Raw genomic sequence first — 14,413 nt, forward strand, 5'->3', positions numbered from 1 at the left:
GAAGCCCCGCAGTCGCGAACTCAGGAATCACCGCGAGCGCGAGGAGTGCGGCGGAGCGCAACCCCGCCTTCGTGAAGACAGAAGGGAGGGCGCCGTGAGTGCCCCCGTGCTGGCCGAGCAGGCACTGCCGCCGGTCCCGGCCGCGCCCAAGCGGTCCTCCTGGTCCAACTACCTGCGGCAGCCCACCGTGGCGTTGTCGCTGCTGGTGCTGCTCGTGATGGCGCTGATGGCGATCTTCGCGCCACTGATCGCCGACGAGCCCGCCGGCGCCGGCCCTGACGTGCTGCAACCGCCGTCCGGGGCGCACTGGTTCGGCACCGACGACCTCGGGCAGGACATCTTCGCCCAGGTGGTCTGGGGCACCCGGACCAGCATGGTGATCGGCCTGGCCGCCTCGCTGATCGCGATCGTGCTGGGAACCGCGATCGGACTTGCCGCGGCGTACTTCCGCCCGATCGACGCGGTCGCCACGGTGATCACCGACGTGATGCTGGCGCTGCCCACCCTGCCGTTGATGATCATGCTGGCCGCGGTGGTGAACCCGAGCGTCTGGACGCTGACCCTGATCATCGGGTTCTTCGCCTGGCCCGAGGTGGCCCGGCTGATCCGGTCGCAGGGCCTGGTGATCAGCGCGATGCCCTACATCGACGGGGCCCGGGTGCTCGGCGCCACCGGCTGGCGGATCGTCACCCGGGAGATCCTGCCCGCGGTCGTCGCGCTGATGGTCGTCAGCGTGCTGCTCACCGCCTCCCGGGCGGTGATCTCCGAGGCCGGTCTGAGCTTCCTCGGCCTCGGCGACCCGGACGCCTGGTCCTGGGGGCGCATCCTGCTCAACGCCCAGCGCAGCGGCACGATCGCGATCGCCTGGTGGCAGACGCTCTTCCCGTCGCTGGCGATTTTGTTCCTGGTGCTGGCGGCGACGCTGGCCGGTACGCGGTTCAACGACTCCCGTGACCCCCGCCGCAACGGAGGCTGACCCATGCGACTGCCCGAAAGCTTCTACACCAGCGTCCGGAGCCGACTCGGCGAGGCGCTCGACGAGCGCGGCCTGGACGGGTTCCTGGCCACGTCCCCGGCGGACGTCGCCTTCCTCAGCGGCTTCTTCTACATCGCCACCGAGCGACCGGTCTACCTCTGGATGCCGCGGGAGGGAGATCCGCTGCTGGTCATCCCCCGCCTCGACGAGGAGTACGCCGCCCAGCAGGGCGTGACCATCCCGACGGTCAGCTACTTCGAGTTCCCCGGCGTGGTCACCGCCGAGCAGACCCTCGCCTCGGCGCTGTCCCGTCCCGGCGGCCCGGTCCGCCGGATCGGGGTGGGCGCCGGGGTGTCGGTCGGCGCGTTCAAGGCGCTGTCGCGGGCCATCGCCGGGGCGACGCTGGAGACCACCGACGCGGTGGCGAAGTTGCGGCTGCGCAAGTTCCCCGAGGAGATCCCGTTCCACGAGGCCGCCGCCCGGATCTGCGACGAGATGCTCGGTGCCGGCCGGGCGCTGATCGAGGAGGCGCTGGCCAGCGGCGGGCCACTCCCCCGCGAGGACGAGATCGCCCGGCACGTGATCGGCTACGGCACCGACCGGATGTACGCCGAGTACGACATGGTCGTCTACACCACCAAGCTGGCCGGCGGGCTGGTCTACGCCGGCCCGAACTCGGCGCTGCCGCACGGCCTGCCGACGCGTCGGCGGATCCAGGCGGGCGACACGCTGATCCTCTCCCTCGGTGCCGCGGTGGCCAGCCGGTTCGTGGAGAGCGAACGCACCTTCATCATCGGTGAGCCCACCGCCGAGCAGGTGCGCTACTACGAGGCCGACCGGGAGGCGCAGGAGGTCGGTACCCGGGCGATGACCGCCGGCCGTACCTGCGCCGAGGTGAACAAGATCTGCCTGGACGTGCTGCGGGAGCAGGGACTGGGCGACTACATCCGGCACCGGCAGGGGCACGGCATCGGGCTGCAGAACCACGAGGCGCCGTGGGTCGAGGACGGCGACGACACCGTGCTCGCCCCCGGGATGCTGCTCTCCAGCGAGCCCGGTGTCTACGTTCCCGGCCACGCCGGCTACCGCATTTCCGACACGGTCCTGGTGGAGGAGACCGGCCCGCGCCGGCTCACCGGCTACCCACGCGACCTGGCATCCAACGTCATCGAGGGGGTCCGATGAAGATCAACGGAGCGGAACTGGTCGTCGAGGCCTTCGGCCCGACCGACGCGCCGGCGATGATCGTGCACCACGGCGCGCCCGGCCTGGGCTCGCGCAGCGAGCCGAAGCGCTCCTTCGGTCCGTTCTCCGACCGGATGCGGGTCATCGTCTTCGACGCCCGCGGATCCGGCGAATCCAGCGACGACGAGCCGTTCACCCACGAGCAGTGGGTGGCCGACGTGGACGCGATCCGGGAGCACTTCGGCTACGAGAAGATCGTCATGGCCGGCGGGTCGTACGGCGGGTTCATCGCCCTGGAGTACGCGATCGCGCACCCGGACCGAGTCTCCGCGCTGGTGCTGCGGGACACCGCGGCGGACACCGCACACGACCACCTCGCGGTCGAGCGGGCGCGCAACACCGACCGTTCGGTGATTCCGGAGTGGGTCATCGACCGGATCGGCACCGGTCGGTTCGAGAGCAACGAGCAGTTGCGGGACTACTGGCGGGCCATCCTGCCGCTGTACGACCACCAGCACGACCCGGCCAAGGACGAGGCGCGGCTGGCCGCCACCCGCTTCCACTACCGGACCCACAACGCGGCCTTCGGCCAGAACATGCCCAGGTACGACCTCAAGCCGAAGCTGCCGTCGATCACCTGCCCGACCCTGGTCACCGTGGGCCGGCACGACTGGCGTACCCCGGTCGAGGCCTCACAGGTGATCGCGGACCTGGTCCCCGACGGTGAGCTGGTGGTCTTCGAGAAGTCCGGCCACTCGCCGCAGTTGGAGGAGCCGGAGAAGTTCCAGCGGGTCGTGCGGGACTTCCTCGGCAGAGCCGGAGTGCTGCGATGACACTGCTGGAGATCGCCGACCTGCGGGTCGCGTTCCCCGGCCCGTCCGGGCCGGTGAACGCGGTCAACGGGGTGTCGCTCAAGGTCGACTCCGGGCAGACCCTGGCCATCCTCGGCGAGTCCGGCTCCGGCAAGAGCGTCACCGCGCAGGCGGTGATGGGCATCCTCGACGTCCCGCCGGCGAAGATCACGGGTTCGGTACGGCTACGCGGCCGGGAGCTGCTGACCCTGCCGCGTAAGCAGCGCGACCGGGTCAGCGGCGAAGAGATCGGCATGGTGTTCCAGGACGCGATGGCCGCGCTCAACCCGGTCTTCACCGTCGGGGACCAGATCACGGAGGTGCTCCGGGTCCGTCGGGGCATGTCCAAGGCCGACGCCCGCCGCCGCGCGATCGAACTCGTCGACCGGGTCCGGATCCCGGCCGCCAAGGACCGGATCCGCGACTACCCGCACCAGTTCTCCGGCGGTATGCGCCAGCGCATCATGATCGCGCTGGCCATCTCGCTGGAACCGGACCTGCTGATCGCCGACGAGCCCACCACCGCCCTGGACGTGACCGTGCAGGCCCAGGTGATGGAACTGCTCGCGGAGATCCAGCGGGACAGCGGGATGGGTCTGCTGCTGATCACCCACGACCTCGGCGTGGTGGCCGAGGTCGCCGACGACGTGGCGGTGATGTACGCCGGCCGGATCGTCGAGCGGGGCACGGTCGAGCAGATCTTCGCCGGTCCGGCGCACCCGTACACCGAAGGGCTGCTCGCCTCGATGCCCCGGGTGGACCGGCGCGACGAGCAGCTCTACGCGATCCCGGGCGCCCCGCCCAACCCGGCCCGGCTCCCCGCCGGCTGCCCGTTCCACCTGCGTTGTCCCCGGGCCACCGACGAATGCCTGGTGACCCTGCCGCCGCTGCGGGCCGTTCCGGCCAACCGGAGCAGCGCCTGCCACCATTACGAGGAGGTGCTCGGTGCCACCCAACGATGACGTGGTGCTACGGGTCGAGAACCTGGTCAAGCACTTCCCGCTCAAGGGGCGGATCCCGTTCACCTCCGGCGGCGTGGTCAAGGCCGTCGACGGGGTCTCGTTCGACCTGCGCCGGGGCGAGACGCTCGGTGTGGTGGGCGAGTCGGGCTGCGGCAAGACCACCCTGGCCCGCATGCTGGTCGGCCTCGAACAGCCGACCTCCGGCGCGGTGCGCTTCGGCGAGTCGGTGGTGCACCGGGCCAAGGGACGGGAGCTGCGGGCGCTGCGCCGGCGGATCCAGATCGTGCTGCAGGACCCGTACACCTCGCTGAACCCGCGCCGCACCATCCGGGAGATCCTGCTCCAGCCCTTCGAGATCCACCCGGACGTGCTGGACCGCAAGCGCCGGATCGAGCGGGTGAAGGAACTGCTCGACCTGGTCGGCCTCGACGCCAGCCTGCACCTGGACCGCTACCCGCACCAGTTCTCCGGCGGGCAGCGCCAGCGCATCGGCATCGCCCGGGCGCTCGCGTTGAACCCCGACGTGATCGTCTGCGACGAGCCGGTCTCCGCGCTCGACGTGTCGGTCCAGGCGCAGGTGGTCAACCTGCTGGAACGGCTCCAGGACGAGCTCGGCGTGGCGTACGTCTTCATCGCCCACGACCTGTCCGTGGTGCGGCACATCTCCGACCGCGTCGCCGTGATGTACCTCGGCAAGCTGGTGGAGACCGGCCCCGAGCAGAGCCTCTACGAGTCGCCGCGACACCCGTACACCAGCGCGCTGCTGTCCGCCGTACCGGTGCCCGATCCGGTCGGACGCCGGGAACGCAAGCGGATCCTGCTCGCCGGTGACCCGCCCAGCCCGGTCAACCCGCCGTCGGGCTGCCGGTTCCGGACCCGCTGCTGGCAGGCGACCGATACCTGCGCCACCACCGAACCGCCGCTGGCCGCCGGTGAACATCCGGTCGCCTGCCACTACCCGCTGGCCGCATAGGGCCCGGCGATCCGTCCCAAAAGGAGAAGGTGCCTTGCTGCAAGAACCCGCTGCCCGCTACAAGGGCCACCGGTCGTACTCGTACCTGGAGCCGCACTCGGACTACCGGGTGTTCGACCTGGCCAAGGAGGTCGGCCGGGTACCGGAGCACGACCTCGGCCTGACCGGCGACCAGCGCGCGCGGGTCACCCGGCTGCTCACCGAGCACACCGCGATCTCCCTGCACGAGCACCCGGTGATCCTGCCCGAGGACGTCCGCGAGCTACGGACCTACAACCGCACCGCGCGCCAGCGCACCGGCTACGAAGGGCTCGCCCGCTCCGGCCTGACCGCGGTCTTCGACAACTTCATGGCCGGTGCCTCCTGTGTGACCAGTGAGAACGGCTGGAAGTGGAACGACCTCATCTACGCCCTCGGGATGCGGATGAGTGACCTCTACAAGCAGGACCACGTCTTCCTGGCCACGTCACTGGCCGACATCCGCGCCGCCAAGCAGGACGGCCGGCTGGCCCTGGTCGCCGGGCTGGAGTGCTGCAGCCCGATCGAGAACGAGCTGGACCGCATCGACATCCTTTACGGCTTCGGCGTCCGCCAGCTCGGGATCGCGTACAGCCAGGCGAACATGCTCGGCGGTGGTCTCTCCGAGCGGCACGACGGTGGGCTGACCCACTTCGGCCGGCGTGCGGTGGACCGGATGAACAAGCTCGGCATCGCCATCGACATCTCGCACTCCGGCGACCAGACCTCGCTGGACGTGATCGAGGCCAGCCGGGTACCGGTGTTCATCACCCACGCCGGCGCCCGCTCGGTCTGGAACACCTCCCGGATGAAGCCGGACGAGGTGATCCGGGCCTGCGCCGAACGCGGTGGCGTCATCGGTATCGAGGCCGCTCCGCACACCACCCTCTCCGAGACGCACAAGCACCACTCGATCGAGTCGGTGATGGACCACTTCCAGTACTGCGTCGACCTGGTCGGCATCGACCACGTCACGTTCGGTCCGGACACGATGTTCGGTGACCACGTCGGGGTGCACAACACGTACGCCGGCAACTACGCCCACGACGCCGGCAACCGGCCCGAGCACCCCCGGGTGGAGTACGTGTCCGGGCTGGAGAACCCGGGCGAGGCGTTCGGGAACATCGTCGGCTGGCTGGTCAAGCACGGCTACTCGGACGACGAGATCGCCAAGGTCATCGGCGGGAACACCATCCGGGTGCTCGAGCAGGTCTGGTAATGCCCTTCCGGCCGATCGGCCGATCGGGCACCGACGAACTACACTCCGTACGCCGCTGACAGCGGCGGGAGCGATGAGGTGAGGGCGGATGGCTCGGCGCGAAACCGCGCTACAGACCGCACACGGTCGGCTACGGCAACTGATCAGCAGTGAGTTCCGGTCGGGCGACAAGCTGCCCAACGAACGGGACCTGGCCGACCGGCTGGAGGTCAGCCGGGCCACCGTACGCGAGGTGCTGGGCCGGCTCGCCGTCGAGGGCGTGGTGACCCGCACCTGGGGCATCGGCACCTTCGTGCACGGCGGCGCCGAGCGGGTGCCGGTGTCGATCGGTGACGTCACCGCCCTGCGCGACCGGATCACCGCCTCCGGCCACCGGCCGACCCTCCAGGACGCGGCGGTCAGCCGGGCAAGATGCCCGGCTGACTGCGCCAAGGTGCTCGGGGTGGAACCCGACTCGCTGGTGTGGCGGGTCGACCGGCTCTTCGCCGTGGACGGCGTCGCGGCGGCCTGGATCCGCGACCACCTGCCGCTGCGCTTCGACGGCCGCGACCTCGACCCGTCCGGACTGGTCAGCATCGACCTGGACATGTTCGAGTTCCTGGCCAGTGCGACCGGCATGCCGGTACGGCGGGCGGAGATCGAACTCGCCGCCGTACTCGCCGACGAGGAGGCCACCACCCGGCTCGACGTGGCGGTCGGGCATCCGCTGGTCACCGCGACCCAGATCGGCTACGGAGCGAGCGGCGCGGCTCTCTTCCACGGGCACATCACGGTCCGCACCGACGTTCTGACCCTGAAGATCAGTCGGGGTGGGGAGCCCGAGCCGGTGCCGAACTGAAGCGGCGGCGCCGGTCACGGCGCCGTCCGCTGCCGCCTCGCACGCCCCGACGTCCCCGGGCGAGCGGTGATACCCGCATGATCGCTACCGGAGCGGACCGTACCCGTAGCCCTGGGCCGCCGCCCGCTCCCGCAGAAGACGCTTGCGGTGCGAGTTGCGGTAGAGAGCGACCGCCATGGCCAGGACAGCTCCGGCGACCACACCGAGGCAGGGCAACAGGTTCAGGGCACCGACCCCGGCGGCCATCGCGCCGAGAGATCCGAGCGTATCGCCCGCCGTGGGCGCGTCGCCGAGCGCGAGCGCGACCGGTGTTCCGTCGCCGTCCGCACGGCAGGTCAACTCGTAGCTGCCGGCGGTGCCGGTGGAGATGTTGTAGACACTCCGCCATTCGCCGGCCGCGTTGGTCAGGTTCCATATGGTCGCGGACACAATCACCCGGGCCGGTTCGACGCCCGACACCGGGTGTGCCTCGCAGGTCGGGTCGCTTCCGGCGGCGGAGGCGTCGACCCAGACGAGCTTCCCGGCGTCGTCGAGGTCGACCCGTACGGTGTCACCGGTTTGGAAGACCTGGTCGGCCACGAGGTTGTCGGCCAGGCCATCGGTCCGCTCGTTGGCGCTGTAGATGCCGACCAGGAAGAACACCGGGCCGGCGACCAGTCCGATGAGGACGATCAGGGCGGCGACGAGGTACCAGATCCGGCCGGGGCGCACTTCGGCGGAGGAAACGGTGGGGCTGGGATACATGTCGGCGATCTTGACCGACTGTTGCGGACGCTACCGCAGTCTGCCGCTTATCCGACGCATCCCGGATCGGTGCGGGCACCACCGGTCAGTCGGTGTTCCGCGGGTCGTCGGCCGGCCCGGGGCCGAAGCGGCGCCGGTACGCCGATGGGGCGAGCCCCGTCTCGCGGCGCAGCAGGGCACGTAGGTTGGCGGCGGTGCCCAGGCCGCTATGCCGGGCGACAATCTCGAAGCGTGACTCACCTCGCTCGATCAGTCGGGCTGCCAGAGAGAGGCGTTCGCGGGTCAGCCACGCCAGCGGCGTCGTGCCCAGTTGCGCCCGGAAGCGCCGGTGCAGGGTGGCCGGGCTCACCTTGCTGCCGGGCTCGCGGGCCGCTGTGGCCGGTGGCGAATGCGTCGTCCGATTACCGCCAGACCCTCCGGCGCTTGTCGAGCAGGCTTTCGGTCATGAACGACGTGCTTGATGGCAAGGTGGCTCTGGTCACCGGTGGTGGTCGCGGCATTGGCGCCGCGGTGGCGTTGCGTCTGGCTCAGGAGGGCGCCGATGTGGCGTTCACGTTCCAGCGAAACCAGCAACGCGCCGACGACGTGGTGGAACAGATCAAGGCCACGGGGCGGCGGGCGGTCGCCGTACAGGCGGACAGTGCCGACCCGGCGGCGGTGGTTGCCGCGGTCGATCGGGCCGCCGGTGAGCTGGGCCGGCTGGACATCCTAATCAACAACGCCGGGGCGTTCCTGCTCGGGCCGCTGGAGCAACTGAGCCTGGAAGAGTTCGAGCAGACCGTCGCGGTCAATGTCCGGGCCCCGTTCGTCGCCGCACAGGCAGCGGTGTGCTACATGTCGGCCGGTGGGCGGATCATCAACATCGGCAGCAACATGGCCGAGCGGGTGGTCTTCCCCGGCTTCTCGCTGTACGCGATGAGCAAGGCCGCGCTGATCGGCCTGACCAAGGCACTCGGACGCGAACTCGGTGGCAGGGCGATCACCGTGAATCTGGTGAATCCGGGGGCCACCGACACCGAACTGAACCCGGCCGACGGCCCCAACGCCGATACGATCAACGGCTTCACCGCCCTCGGCCACTACGCGAGGCCGGCCGACGTGGCCGCCACGGTGGCGTTCCTCGCCAGCCCGGACGGCCGTTACATCACCGGCGCGACCGTCAACGTCGACGGCGGCTTCAACATCTGACCGTTCCTCGCCGGTCCACCCTTTTGCGCGGCGGCCCGTCCTGCCCGTCCTACGGGGACGGGCCGCTTACCGGAACAACTGGGTGTACCAGCGTGCGGTGCGGTGTGGTCAAGGTCGAGCCGGGTCGATGTTCCGGTCTCGTAGCAACGCGTCGAGTTTGGCCTCGATCCGCTCGTCGGATTCCCGCGACTGCGACGAGCCCCAGTAGTAGAAGATGGCGAGGCCGGCAGCCTGCCAGACCAGTTGCAGGAATTCGGACTGCCAGTTCTCGAAGGTGGACGCCAGGAACTGTGCCAGGAAGTCACCCCAGGAGAACGACTGGCCGTGCTGCTCCGCCTGACTGGTCTCGGCCATCAACTGGAAGACGAACTGGCCGGCCCATGCGAACAGGAACATCGCCCCGGTGACGAGCCCGAACGCGTACGCCTTCGACCAGCGGGGCTTGCGGAACGGCGGTCCGCCGTCCACCGGGCCGCGACGATGACCGCCGGAGCGTGGTCCACCTGGTAACACCGGCTCCTTCGCCGGCACTGAACGTGTCATGCTGCTCACCTTCTTCGTCCCGCCGTGACGTCACGGGCCGGACAGCAGTCTCCTCCCGGCGAATGTGCCCTGGTCAGAGCGCCGCGAAACACCGTCGGGGCCGCGTACGCCGGCCGGATCCGGGTCGGCGAACGGGGATTGAGGCCGGTCGGGCCGGGCAAAGATGACGGAATGGATCACGGGGCCGAAGAAGTGGGCATGGACCGCCTTGATGATCTCGACCAGTTGGCCGAGTTGGTTCGACGCCAGGATCAGGAGTTGTACGTGCGGTGGTCGCACGGGCCGGTCGCGGACGGTGTCGGTGGTGGGGAGCAGACGCAGACCAGCCGGGACGGGCTGACCGGGGTGCCGCTGCCCGGTCTGTCGGCCAATCCGCTGCGACCCGAGCCGTGGTGGGGCGATCGGTCCATCCGCCTGTGGGTCGCCCGCCGCCTGTACGACTACTGCCACATGCGGGAACTTCGCGGAGCCGGCACCTTCCCCTGGGTCTTCGTCGGGGAACGGTGCGGGCGCGGGCCCGACAACGAGCCGCTGGTGCAATGCCGCCGGCCGATCGCCCGCGTCGGCGAGAAGGCACTGCACGAGGCGGAACTGGTCATCCAGGAGCAGCACTCCGACGAGTGGGGCCCACTGCACCGCACCGACCAGGCTGATCGGTAACACCGTCGCGGAACGGCATGGCGGTCCGCGGAATGCCGCCCTCGTACTGCTTCTTGGCATCTCCTGTCCCGTCCTGTCGGTGGTACCCGATTCCGGCTCCTCGGCGGGGTGAATGCCTCCGGTGCGTTCGGGTAGACGCTGCCGTCGCCGCGGCGACGCCTGAACGGACCCGACATGGAGGAGTTTGGATGACGACGCGAAGTGGCTCGGGATCGCCGCCCGGTCCGGCGACCCAGAAATATCACCAGGCCCAGGACGAGGCCACCCAGGTCGGCCACGAGGCGGCGCACACCGGGCGGGAGGTCGCCCAGCAGGCGGCGGATCAGGGCGGGCAGGTTGTCGCCGAGACCCGACGGCAGACCCGCAACCTCGCCCGGGAAGCCACCGAACAGATGCGGGAGCAGGCGGAACAGCAGCAGAAGAGGGCCGCGGGAGGGCTCCGGGCGCTCGGGACACAACTCGAGTCGATGGCGAACAGCAGCGGGCAGGACGGCGTGGCCAGCGAGGTGGTCCGTCGGGGAGCCGATGCCGCGAACCAGGCCGCGGGTTGGCTGGAGGACCGTGAGCCCGGTGCCCTGGTACAGGAGGTACGCGACTACGCGCGACGGCATCCCGGCGTCTTTCTCGCCGGCGCCACGGTGGCGGGGTTGATCGTCGGCCGGTTCGGTCGGGCACTCACCTCCGGTGACGACGGCGCCGGCCGGCAACCCTCCCCGGACCATCAGCCACCCGTCGGGCAGCGGACCGAGGGCCCGCACGCGCGACCGCGGGTGACCGGCGGCGCGCAGACGACCACCGGCGTCACCGGCGGGGAGGCGGGTTGATGAGCGACTCTGCTCGCCAGGGTTCCAGCCACACCGCCGAACGGTCCGAAGCGTCGATCGGCGAGTTGATCGGCGAGGTCAGCCGGGACTTCTCGACGTTGCTGCGGCAGGAGGCCGACCTGGCCAAGGCCGAGCTCCGCGAAGAGGTACGTTCCGCCGGCACGGTCGGTGCGATGTTCGGCGGCGCGGCACTGGCGGTACTGCTGACCCTGTTCTTCCTGTCCTGCGCGCTGTGGTGGGGCCTTTCCAACGTCATGGACCAGGGGTGGGCGGCGCTGATCGTCGCGGTGATCTGGGCGCTGATCGGAAGCGTCCTGCTCAGCAGAGCCCGCGACCGGATGAGGAAGATGCACACCCTGCCGCGCACGAAGCAGACCGCCCGGGAGATACCGGACGCGGTCAGGGGCCGCTGACCAGCAGAGAGGGATCGACATGTCCAATGATCCGGACCGTATTCGCCGGGACATCGAAACCACCAGGGACGAACTGAGCAGCGATGTCGACGCGCTCACCTACAAGGTGAACCCGAAACGGGTGGCGGCGGAACCGGTACACCGCGCCCGCGGCCGGCTCGCCATGATCAGGGAGAAGGTGATGGGCACCGCCGGCCACGCCCAGGACTCTGCCGGTCACCGGGCCTCCGCGGCGACACAGCGCGTCTCGGGCGCGGCACAGGACGCCGCCCACCGGGTCTCCGGTGCGGCGCACCATGCGTCGGGCATGGCGGGTGAAGCGGCGCACGACACGTCCGACCTCGCCTCCAACCTGGCCCACCAGGCGTCCCATGCCGCGTCCTCGGCCGCCGGCCAGGCTCGGCGGGTCCCGGCGGAGACGTTGCACCGCGCTGAGGGCAGCCCGCTGGCCGCCGGCCTTATCGCCTTCGGCGTCGGGCTGCTCGTCTCGGCGCTCATCCCACCCAGCCAACAGGAACAGCATGTGGCCGGTCAGGCGAAGCGGAAGGCTTCGGAGCACGCGGACGAGGTCAAACAGCAGGTCGGTGGGATGGCACACCAGGTGCAGGAGAACCTGCGCCAGCCCGCGCAGCAGGCAGCCGACGCGGTTAAGGGCGCGGCTACACGCGGCGCCTCGACGGTACGCGACCAGGGCACGACGGCGGCCCACCACCTCCAGGACGAGGTGCGACAGAGCCGGACCGATCTCCGACACTAGGGCCGGCCGGCACACCGCGCAGCCGGGTGCCTTTCCACGTCGACAGCACCGAATACGCCTGACGACTGACCGTCGGCCATGGTTCGCTCATCCTCGGAAAACGTGACGGGCGGGAGCTGTGGGGCAGGCACGGGGGCGAGGTCGAGGCCTTTCCGGGCACTACCGGCCTCGCCGCCTCATCCTGCCGGCATGACGATCTGGACCGACCAACCAGTCAGAGGTGTATATCAGTGTCTACCGACGCCATCGAGTTGCTGACCAACGACCACCAGCAGATGCGGCGCATGTTCCAGGAGTTCCAGGCCGCCGGGGACGACATGACGAAGAAGGTGAAGCTGGTCGGTCAGATTCTCGAGGCGCTCACGGTGCACACCTACATCGAGAACGAGTGCATGTACCCGGAGACGCGCCGGCTTCTGCCCGACCTCGACGAGGAGATCCTGGAGTCGTACGAGGAACACCACGTGGCGGACGTCCTCAGCTTCGAACTGGCCATGATGGACCCCGACGACGAGAACTTCGAGGCCAAGACGATGGTCCTCATCGAGTCGGTGACCCACCACCTTGATGAGGAGGAGCAGGAATGGTTCCCGACGGTTCGTGAGGGTCTCAGCCGCGAGCAGTTGCAGGACATCGGCGCCCGGATGGTCGAGCTGAAGAAGAAGGCTCCCCGCAAGCCGACGGCGCCGCGGGCGTTGCAGCGGGCGATGGCGGCCGTCAAGGCCTGACCTGTTCTTCCGACCGGGCCAAGGGATCAGGGCTGGGTTCGGGCGGACGACGCGTGGGCCGAGCACCGAACACCGGCGCCGGGACGGCGCCGGCGCGGCTCGTGGGGCGGATCGGCCCGAGCCCTCCCATCAGCAGGCGACGTAGCAGGGAACGTCCGCCCTGCGCCGCCGCCACCGCGGCAATCATCGCCGCGGACGTCAGCAGTCCGACCTGCCACCACAACGGGAATCCGGCAAGCGCCGTCATGATCGACAGGACGACCGGTACGCAGAGCTTGAACCTGAGCTTGGCCACCGGGATCGATCCACCGTCGGTCGTTGGGCCGGTTCTGGGCATCGGGCACCTCTTCTCGTTCATCGCCGCAGCCACCACAAGGCCGCCTCACAGGAGCCACAGGACGGCGAGGCCGACGGTGACGGCCGGAACGGTGGTGATGAGGGTGGCCATCACCGCGGATCTGCGGCGGAGTACGGCCAGTGGGATGAGCGCGTCCCCGTCCTGGCTGACCGCGTTCGCGACCAGGGTCGGCAGTGGTAGCCCACCGCTGACGTACAGCCCGGTGAAGACGATCTGTACCGCGCACCCGGGAATGAGTCCTACAACGGCGCCGAGCAGCACGCCGAGGACTCCGGTGAGGGCCAACTGGGTCCCGTCGAAGCCGGTCGTCGTGCTCAGCACCTGCCAACCGAGGTAGGCGACGGCGACCCAGACCGTGATGAAGGAGGCTTCGTGGGCACTGTGCCGCAGGGCGGCACGGGCACTGCGCGGCTCGGCGGTCTCCACGGTGTCGTCGGCGAAGCGTCCCCGGCCAGCCATAAAGATCAACGCGGCGGCGAGGGTTCCGCAGCAGCCGATGACGAGGTACGGGTCGATCCCAGCCAGTGCGGTGGCCAGGAGCGACGGGTCGACGGCATGGAAGACCACGGGTACGGACACGACGAACCCCGGGATCGTCAGCGCCCAGAACGCGGCCGACATCAGGCGGGTCCGCCTGGGAACCGTGTCGGCCAGGACGGCGAGCGCGCCCGCCGGCTGTGCCGGAGCGGGAGTTTCCTTGATCGGGTGTTTGGCGGGACGGTCGTCGAGAGCCTTCGCCGGATCGATTCCGAGCAGGTCGACCACGTATCCGGTGGCCAGACCCACGACGAACAGCAGTGCGTGGATCTTCAGTGCGAAGACGGGGTTCGCCGCGATGACCACCCAGGACGAGTCGCCCATCGTCGCTGTCAGGGCCGCGACGACCGTACCGAACGAGACCTTGCCCCGGGCGTAGAGGGGCATCAGGATGATCGCGCCGCCGCAGCCGGGGCTGACCCCGAGCAGCGCGCCGACCAGCGGCCCGATTCGGGGACGGCGGGTGAGGCCGTCGGTGACACGATCGCCGTACCGCCACCGCAGCCATCCGAACACCGCCACCAGGACGGCGACGTACACGCCGACCTGCATGAACGCGTCCGCGAGCGGGCGGACCACAAGCTCGACCATCATCGGCCCCCTCCGGTCGGGGCCGTGCCGGGCCCGGTGGTCCACCGG

At 69.9% G+C, this 14,413-nt stretch carries 18 protein-coding genes; 13 read left to right on the top strand and 5 right to left on the bottom strand.

Annotated features, from left to right (window positions below; translation table 11 throughout):
• Positions 1 to 94 precede the first annotated feature (94 nt).
• The 7 genes from QCD66_RS23385 (at position 95) to QCD66_RS23415 (ending at position 7,022) form a co-directional block, all read left to right on the top strand.
• The gene (locus tag QCD66_RS23385) at positions 95 to 976 is read left to right on the top strand and encodes an ABC transporter permease (protein WP_357539253.1); all 882 of its coding nucleotides are present in this window, start codon (positions 95 to 97) and stop codon (positions 974 to 976) included.
• Between the two features lie 3 nt (positions 977 to 979).
• Complete coding sequence (locus tag QCD66_RS23390; protein WP_364212682.1) at positions 980 to 2,161, top strand: Xaa-Pro peptidase family protein; 1,182 nt, start codon at positions 980 to 982, stop codon at positions 2,159 to 2,161.
• Positions 2,158 to 2,994: an alpha/beta hydrolase gene (locus QCD66_RS23395; RefSeq protein ID WP_364212685.1), complete on the top strand. Its 837-nt coding sequence runs from the start codon at positions 2,158 to 2,160 to the stop codon at positions 2,992 to 2,994. Before QCD66_RS23390 ends, QCD66_RS23395 begins: the two co-directional genes overlap by 4 nt.
• Complete coding sequence (locus QCD66_RS23400; protein ID WP_364212688.1) at positions 2,991 to 3,974, top strand: ABC transporter ATP-binding protein; 984 nt, start codon at positions 2,991 to 2,993, stop codon at positions 3,972 to 3,974. Before QCD66_RS23395 ends, QCD66_RS23400 begins: the two co-directional genes overlap by 4 nt.
• Entirely contained in the window at positions 3,958 to 4,947 is a 990-nt protein-coding gene (locus QCD66_RS23405; protein ID WP_364212691.1) for a dipeptide ABC transporter ATP-binding protein, read from the top strand. Before QCD66_RS23400 ends, QCD66_RS23405 begins: the two co-directional genes overlap by 17 nt.
• A gap of 34 nt (positions 4,948 to 4,981) precedes the next feature.
• Complete coding sequence (locus tag QCD66_RS23410; protein WP_357539258.1) at positions 4,982 to 6,184, top strand: membrane dipeptidase; 1,203 nt, start codon at positions 4,982 to 4,984, stop codon at positions 6,182 to 6,184.
• An 88-nt stretch (positions 6,185 to 6,272) separates the two neighbouring features.
• Entirely contained in the window at positions 6,273 to 7,022 is a 750-nt protein-coding gene (locus tag QCD66_RS23415; protein ID WP_364212697.1) for a GntR family transcriptional regulator, read from the top strand.
• An 84-nt stretch (positions 7,023 to 7,106) separates the two neighbouring features.
• Here the strand turns inward: QCD66_RS23415 and QCD66_RS23420 are convergent, their stop codons facing one another.
• Complete coding sequence (locus QCD66_RS23420) at positions 7,107 to 7,766, bottom strand: hypothetical protein (RefSeq protein ID WP_364212700.1); 660 nt, start codon at positions 7,764 to 7,766, stop codon at positions 7,107 to 7,109.
• A gap of 85 nt (positions 7,767 to 7,851) precedes the next feature.
• Positions 7,852 to 8,115, bottom strand: a complete 264-nt coding sequence (locus QCD66_RS23425; RefSeq protein ID WP_364212703.1) for a helix-turn-helix domain-containing protein — start codon at positions 8,113 to 8,115, stop codon at positions 7,852 to 7,854.
• Positions 8,116 to 8,210: 95 nt separating this feature from the next.
• Between QCD66_RS23425 and QCD66_RS23430 the strand changes: the two genes are divergently transcribed.
• Positions 8,211 to 8,954 (top strand): SDR family NAD(P)-dependent oxidoreductase, encoded by a 744-nt coding sequence (locus QCD66_RS23430; RefSeq protein WP_375734624.1) that lies wholly within the window; start codon positions 8,211 to 8,213, stop codon positions 8,952 to 8,954.
• 108 nt (positions 8,955 to 9,062) lie between these two features.
• Here the strand turns inward: QCD66_RS23430 and QCD66_RS23435 are convergent, their stop codons facing one another.
• Positions 9,063 to 9,497, bottom strand: coding sequence for a DUF6766 family protein (locus QCD66_RS23435; RefSeq protein WP_375734622.1), 435 nt, complete (start codon positions 9,495 to 9,497; stop codon positions 9,063 to 9,065).
• Positions 9,498 to 9,695: 198 nt separating this feature from the next.
• On the opposite strand from QCD66_RS23435, the gene QCD66_RS23440 reads away from it, so the two are divergent.
• From QCD66_RS23440 to QCD66_RS23460, 5 genes are all read left to right on the top strand, one after another.
• Positions 9,696 to 10,157, top strand: a complete 462-nt coding sequence (locus QCD66_RS23440; protein ID WP_375734621.1) for a DUF6098 family protein — start codon at positions 9,696 to 9,698, stop codon at positions 10,155 to 10,157.
• Positions 10,158 to 10,345: 188 nt separating this feature from the next.
• A complete protein-coding gene (locus tag QCD66_RS23445) occupies positions 10,346 to 10,981 on the top strand; it encodes a hypothetical protein (RefSeq protein WP_364212712.1) in 636 nt (211 codons plus the stop codon).
• Positions 10,981 to 11,394 (top strand): phage holin family protein, encoded by a 414-nt coding sequence (locus QCD66_RS23450; protein ID WP_364212715.1) that lies wholly within the window; start codon positions 10,981 to 10,983, stop codon positions 11,392 to 11,394. The genes QCD66_RS23445 and QCD66_RS23450 overlap by 1 nt, the downstream gene beginning before the upstream one ends.
• 19 nt (positions 11,395 to 11,413) lie before the next feature.
• On the top strand, positions 11,414 to 12,151 hold the full coding sequence (locus QCD66_RS23455) for a DUF3618 domain-containing protein (RefSeq protein ID WP_375734620.1): 738 nt from the start codon (positions 11,414 to 11,416) through the stop codon (positions 12,149 to 12,151).
• Positions 12,152 to 12,381: 230 nt separating this feature from the next.
• Positions 12,382 to 12,879 (top strand): hemerythrin domain-containing protein, encoded by a 498-nt coding sequence (locus QCD66_RS23460; RefSeq protein WP_364212721.1) that lies wholly within the window; start codon positions 12,382 to 12,384, stop codon positions 12,877 to 12,879.
• Here QCD66_RS23460 and QCD66_RS23465 read toward each other — a convergent pair.
• Positions 12,869 to 13,216, bottom strand: a complete 348-nt coding sequence (locus QCD66_RS23465; protein WP_375734619.1) for a hypothetical protein — start codon at positions 13,214 to 13,216, stop codon at positions 12,869 to 12,871. The genes QCD66_RS23460 and QCD66_RS23465 overlap by 11 nt on opposite strands.
• A 45-nt stretch (positions 13,217 to 13,261) precedes the next feature.
• A complete protein-coding gene (locus QCD66_RS23470) occupies positions 13,262 to 14,368 on the bottom strand; it encodes a putative manganese transporter (protein WP_375734618.1) in 1,107 nt (368 codons plus the stop codon).
• Positions 14,369 to 14,413: the final 45 nt, after the last annotated feature.

This window comes from Polymorphospora sp. A560 (assembly GCF_045781765.1).
In the GTDB taxonomy this organism is placed as follows: Bacteria; Actinomycetota; Actinomycetes; order Mycobacteriales; family Micromonosporaceae; genus Polymorphospora; species Polymorphospora lycopeni.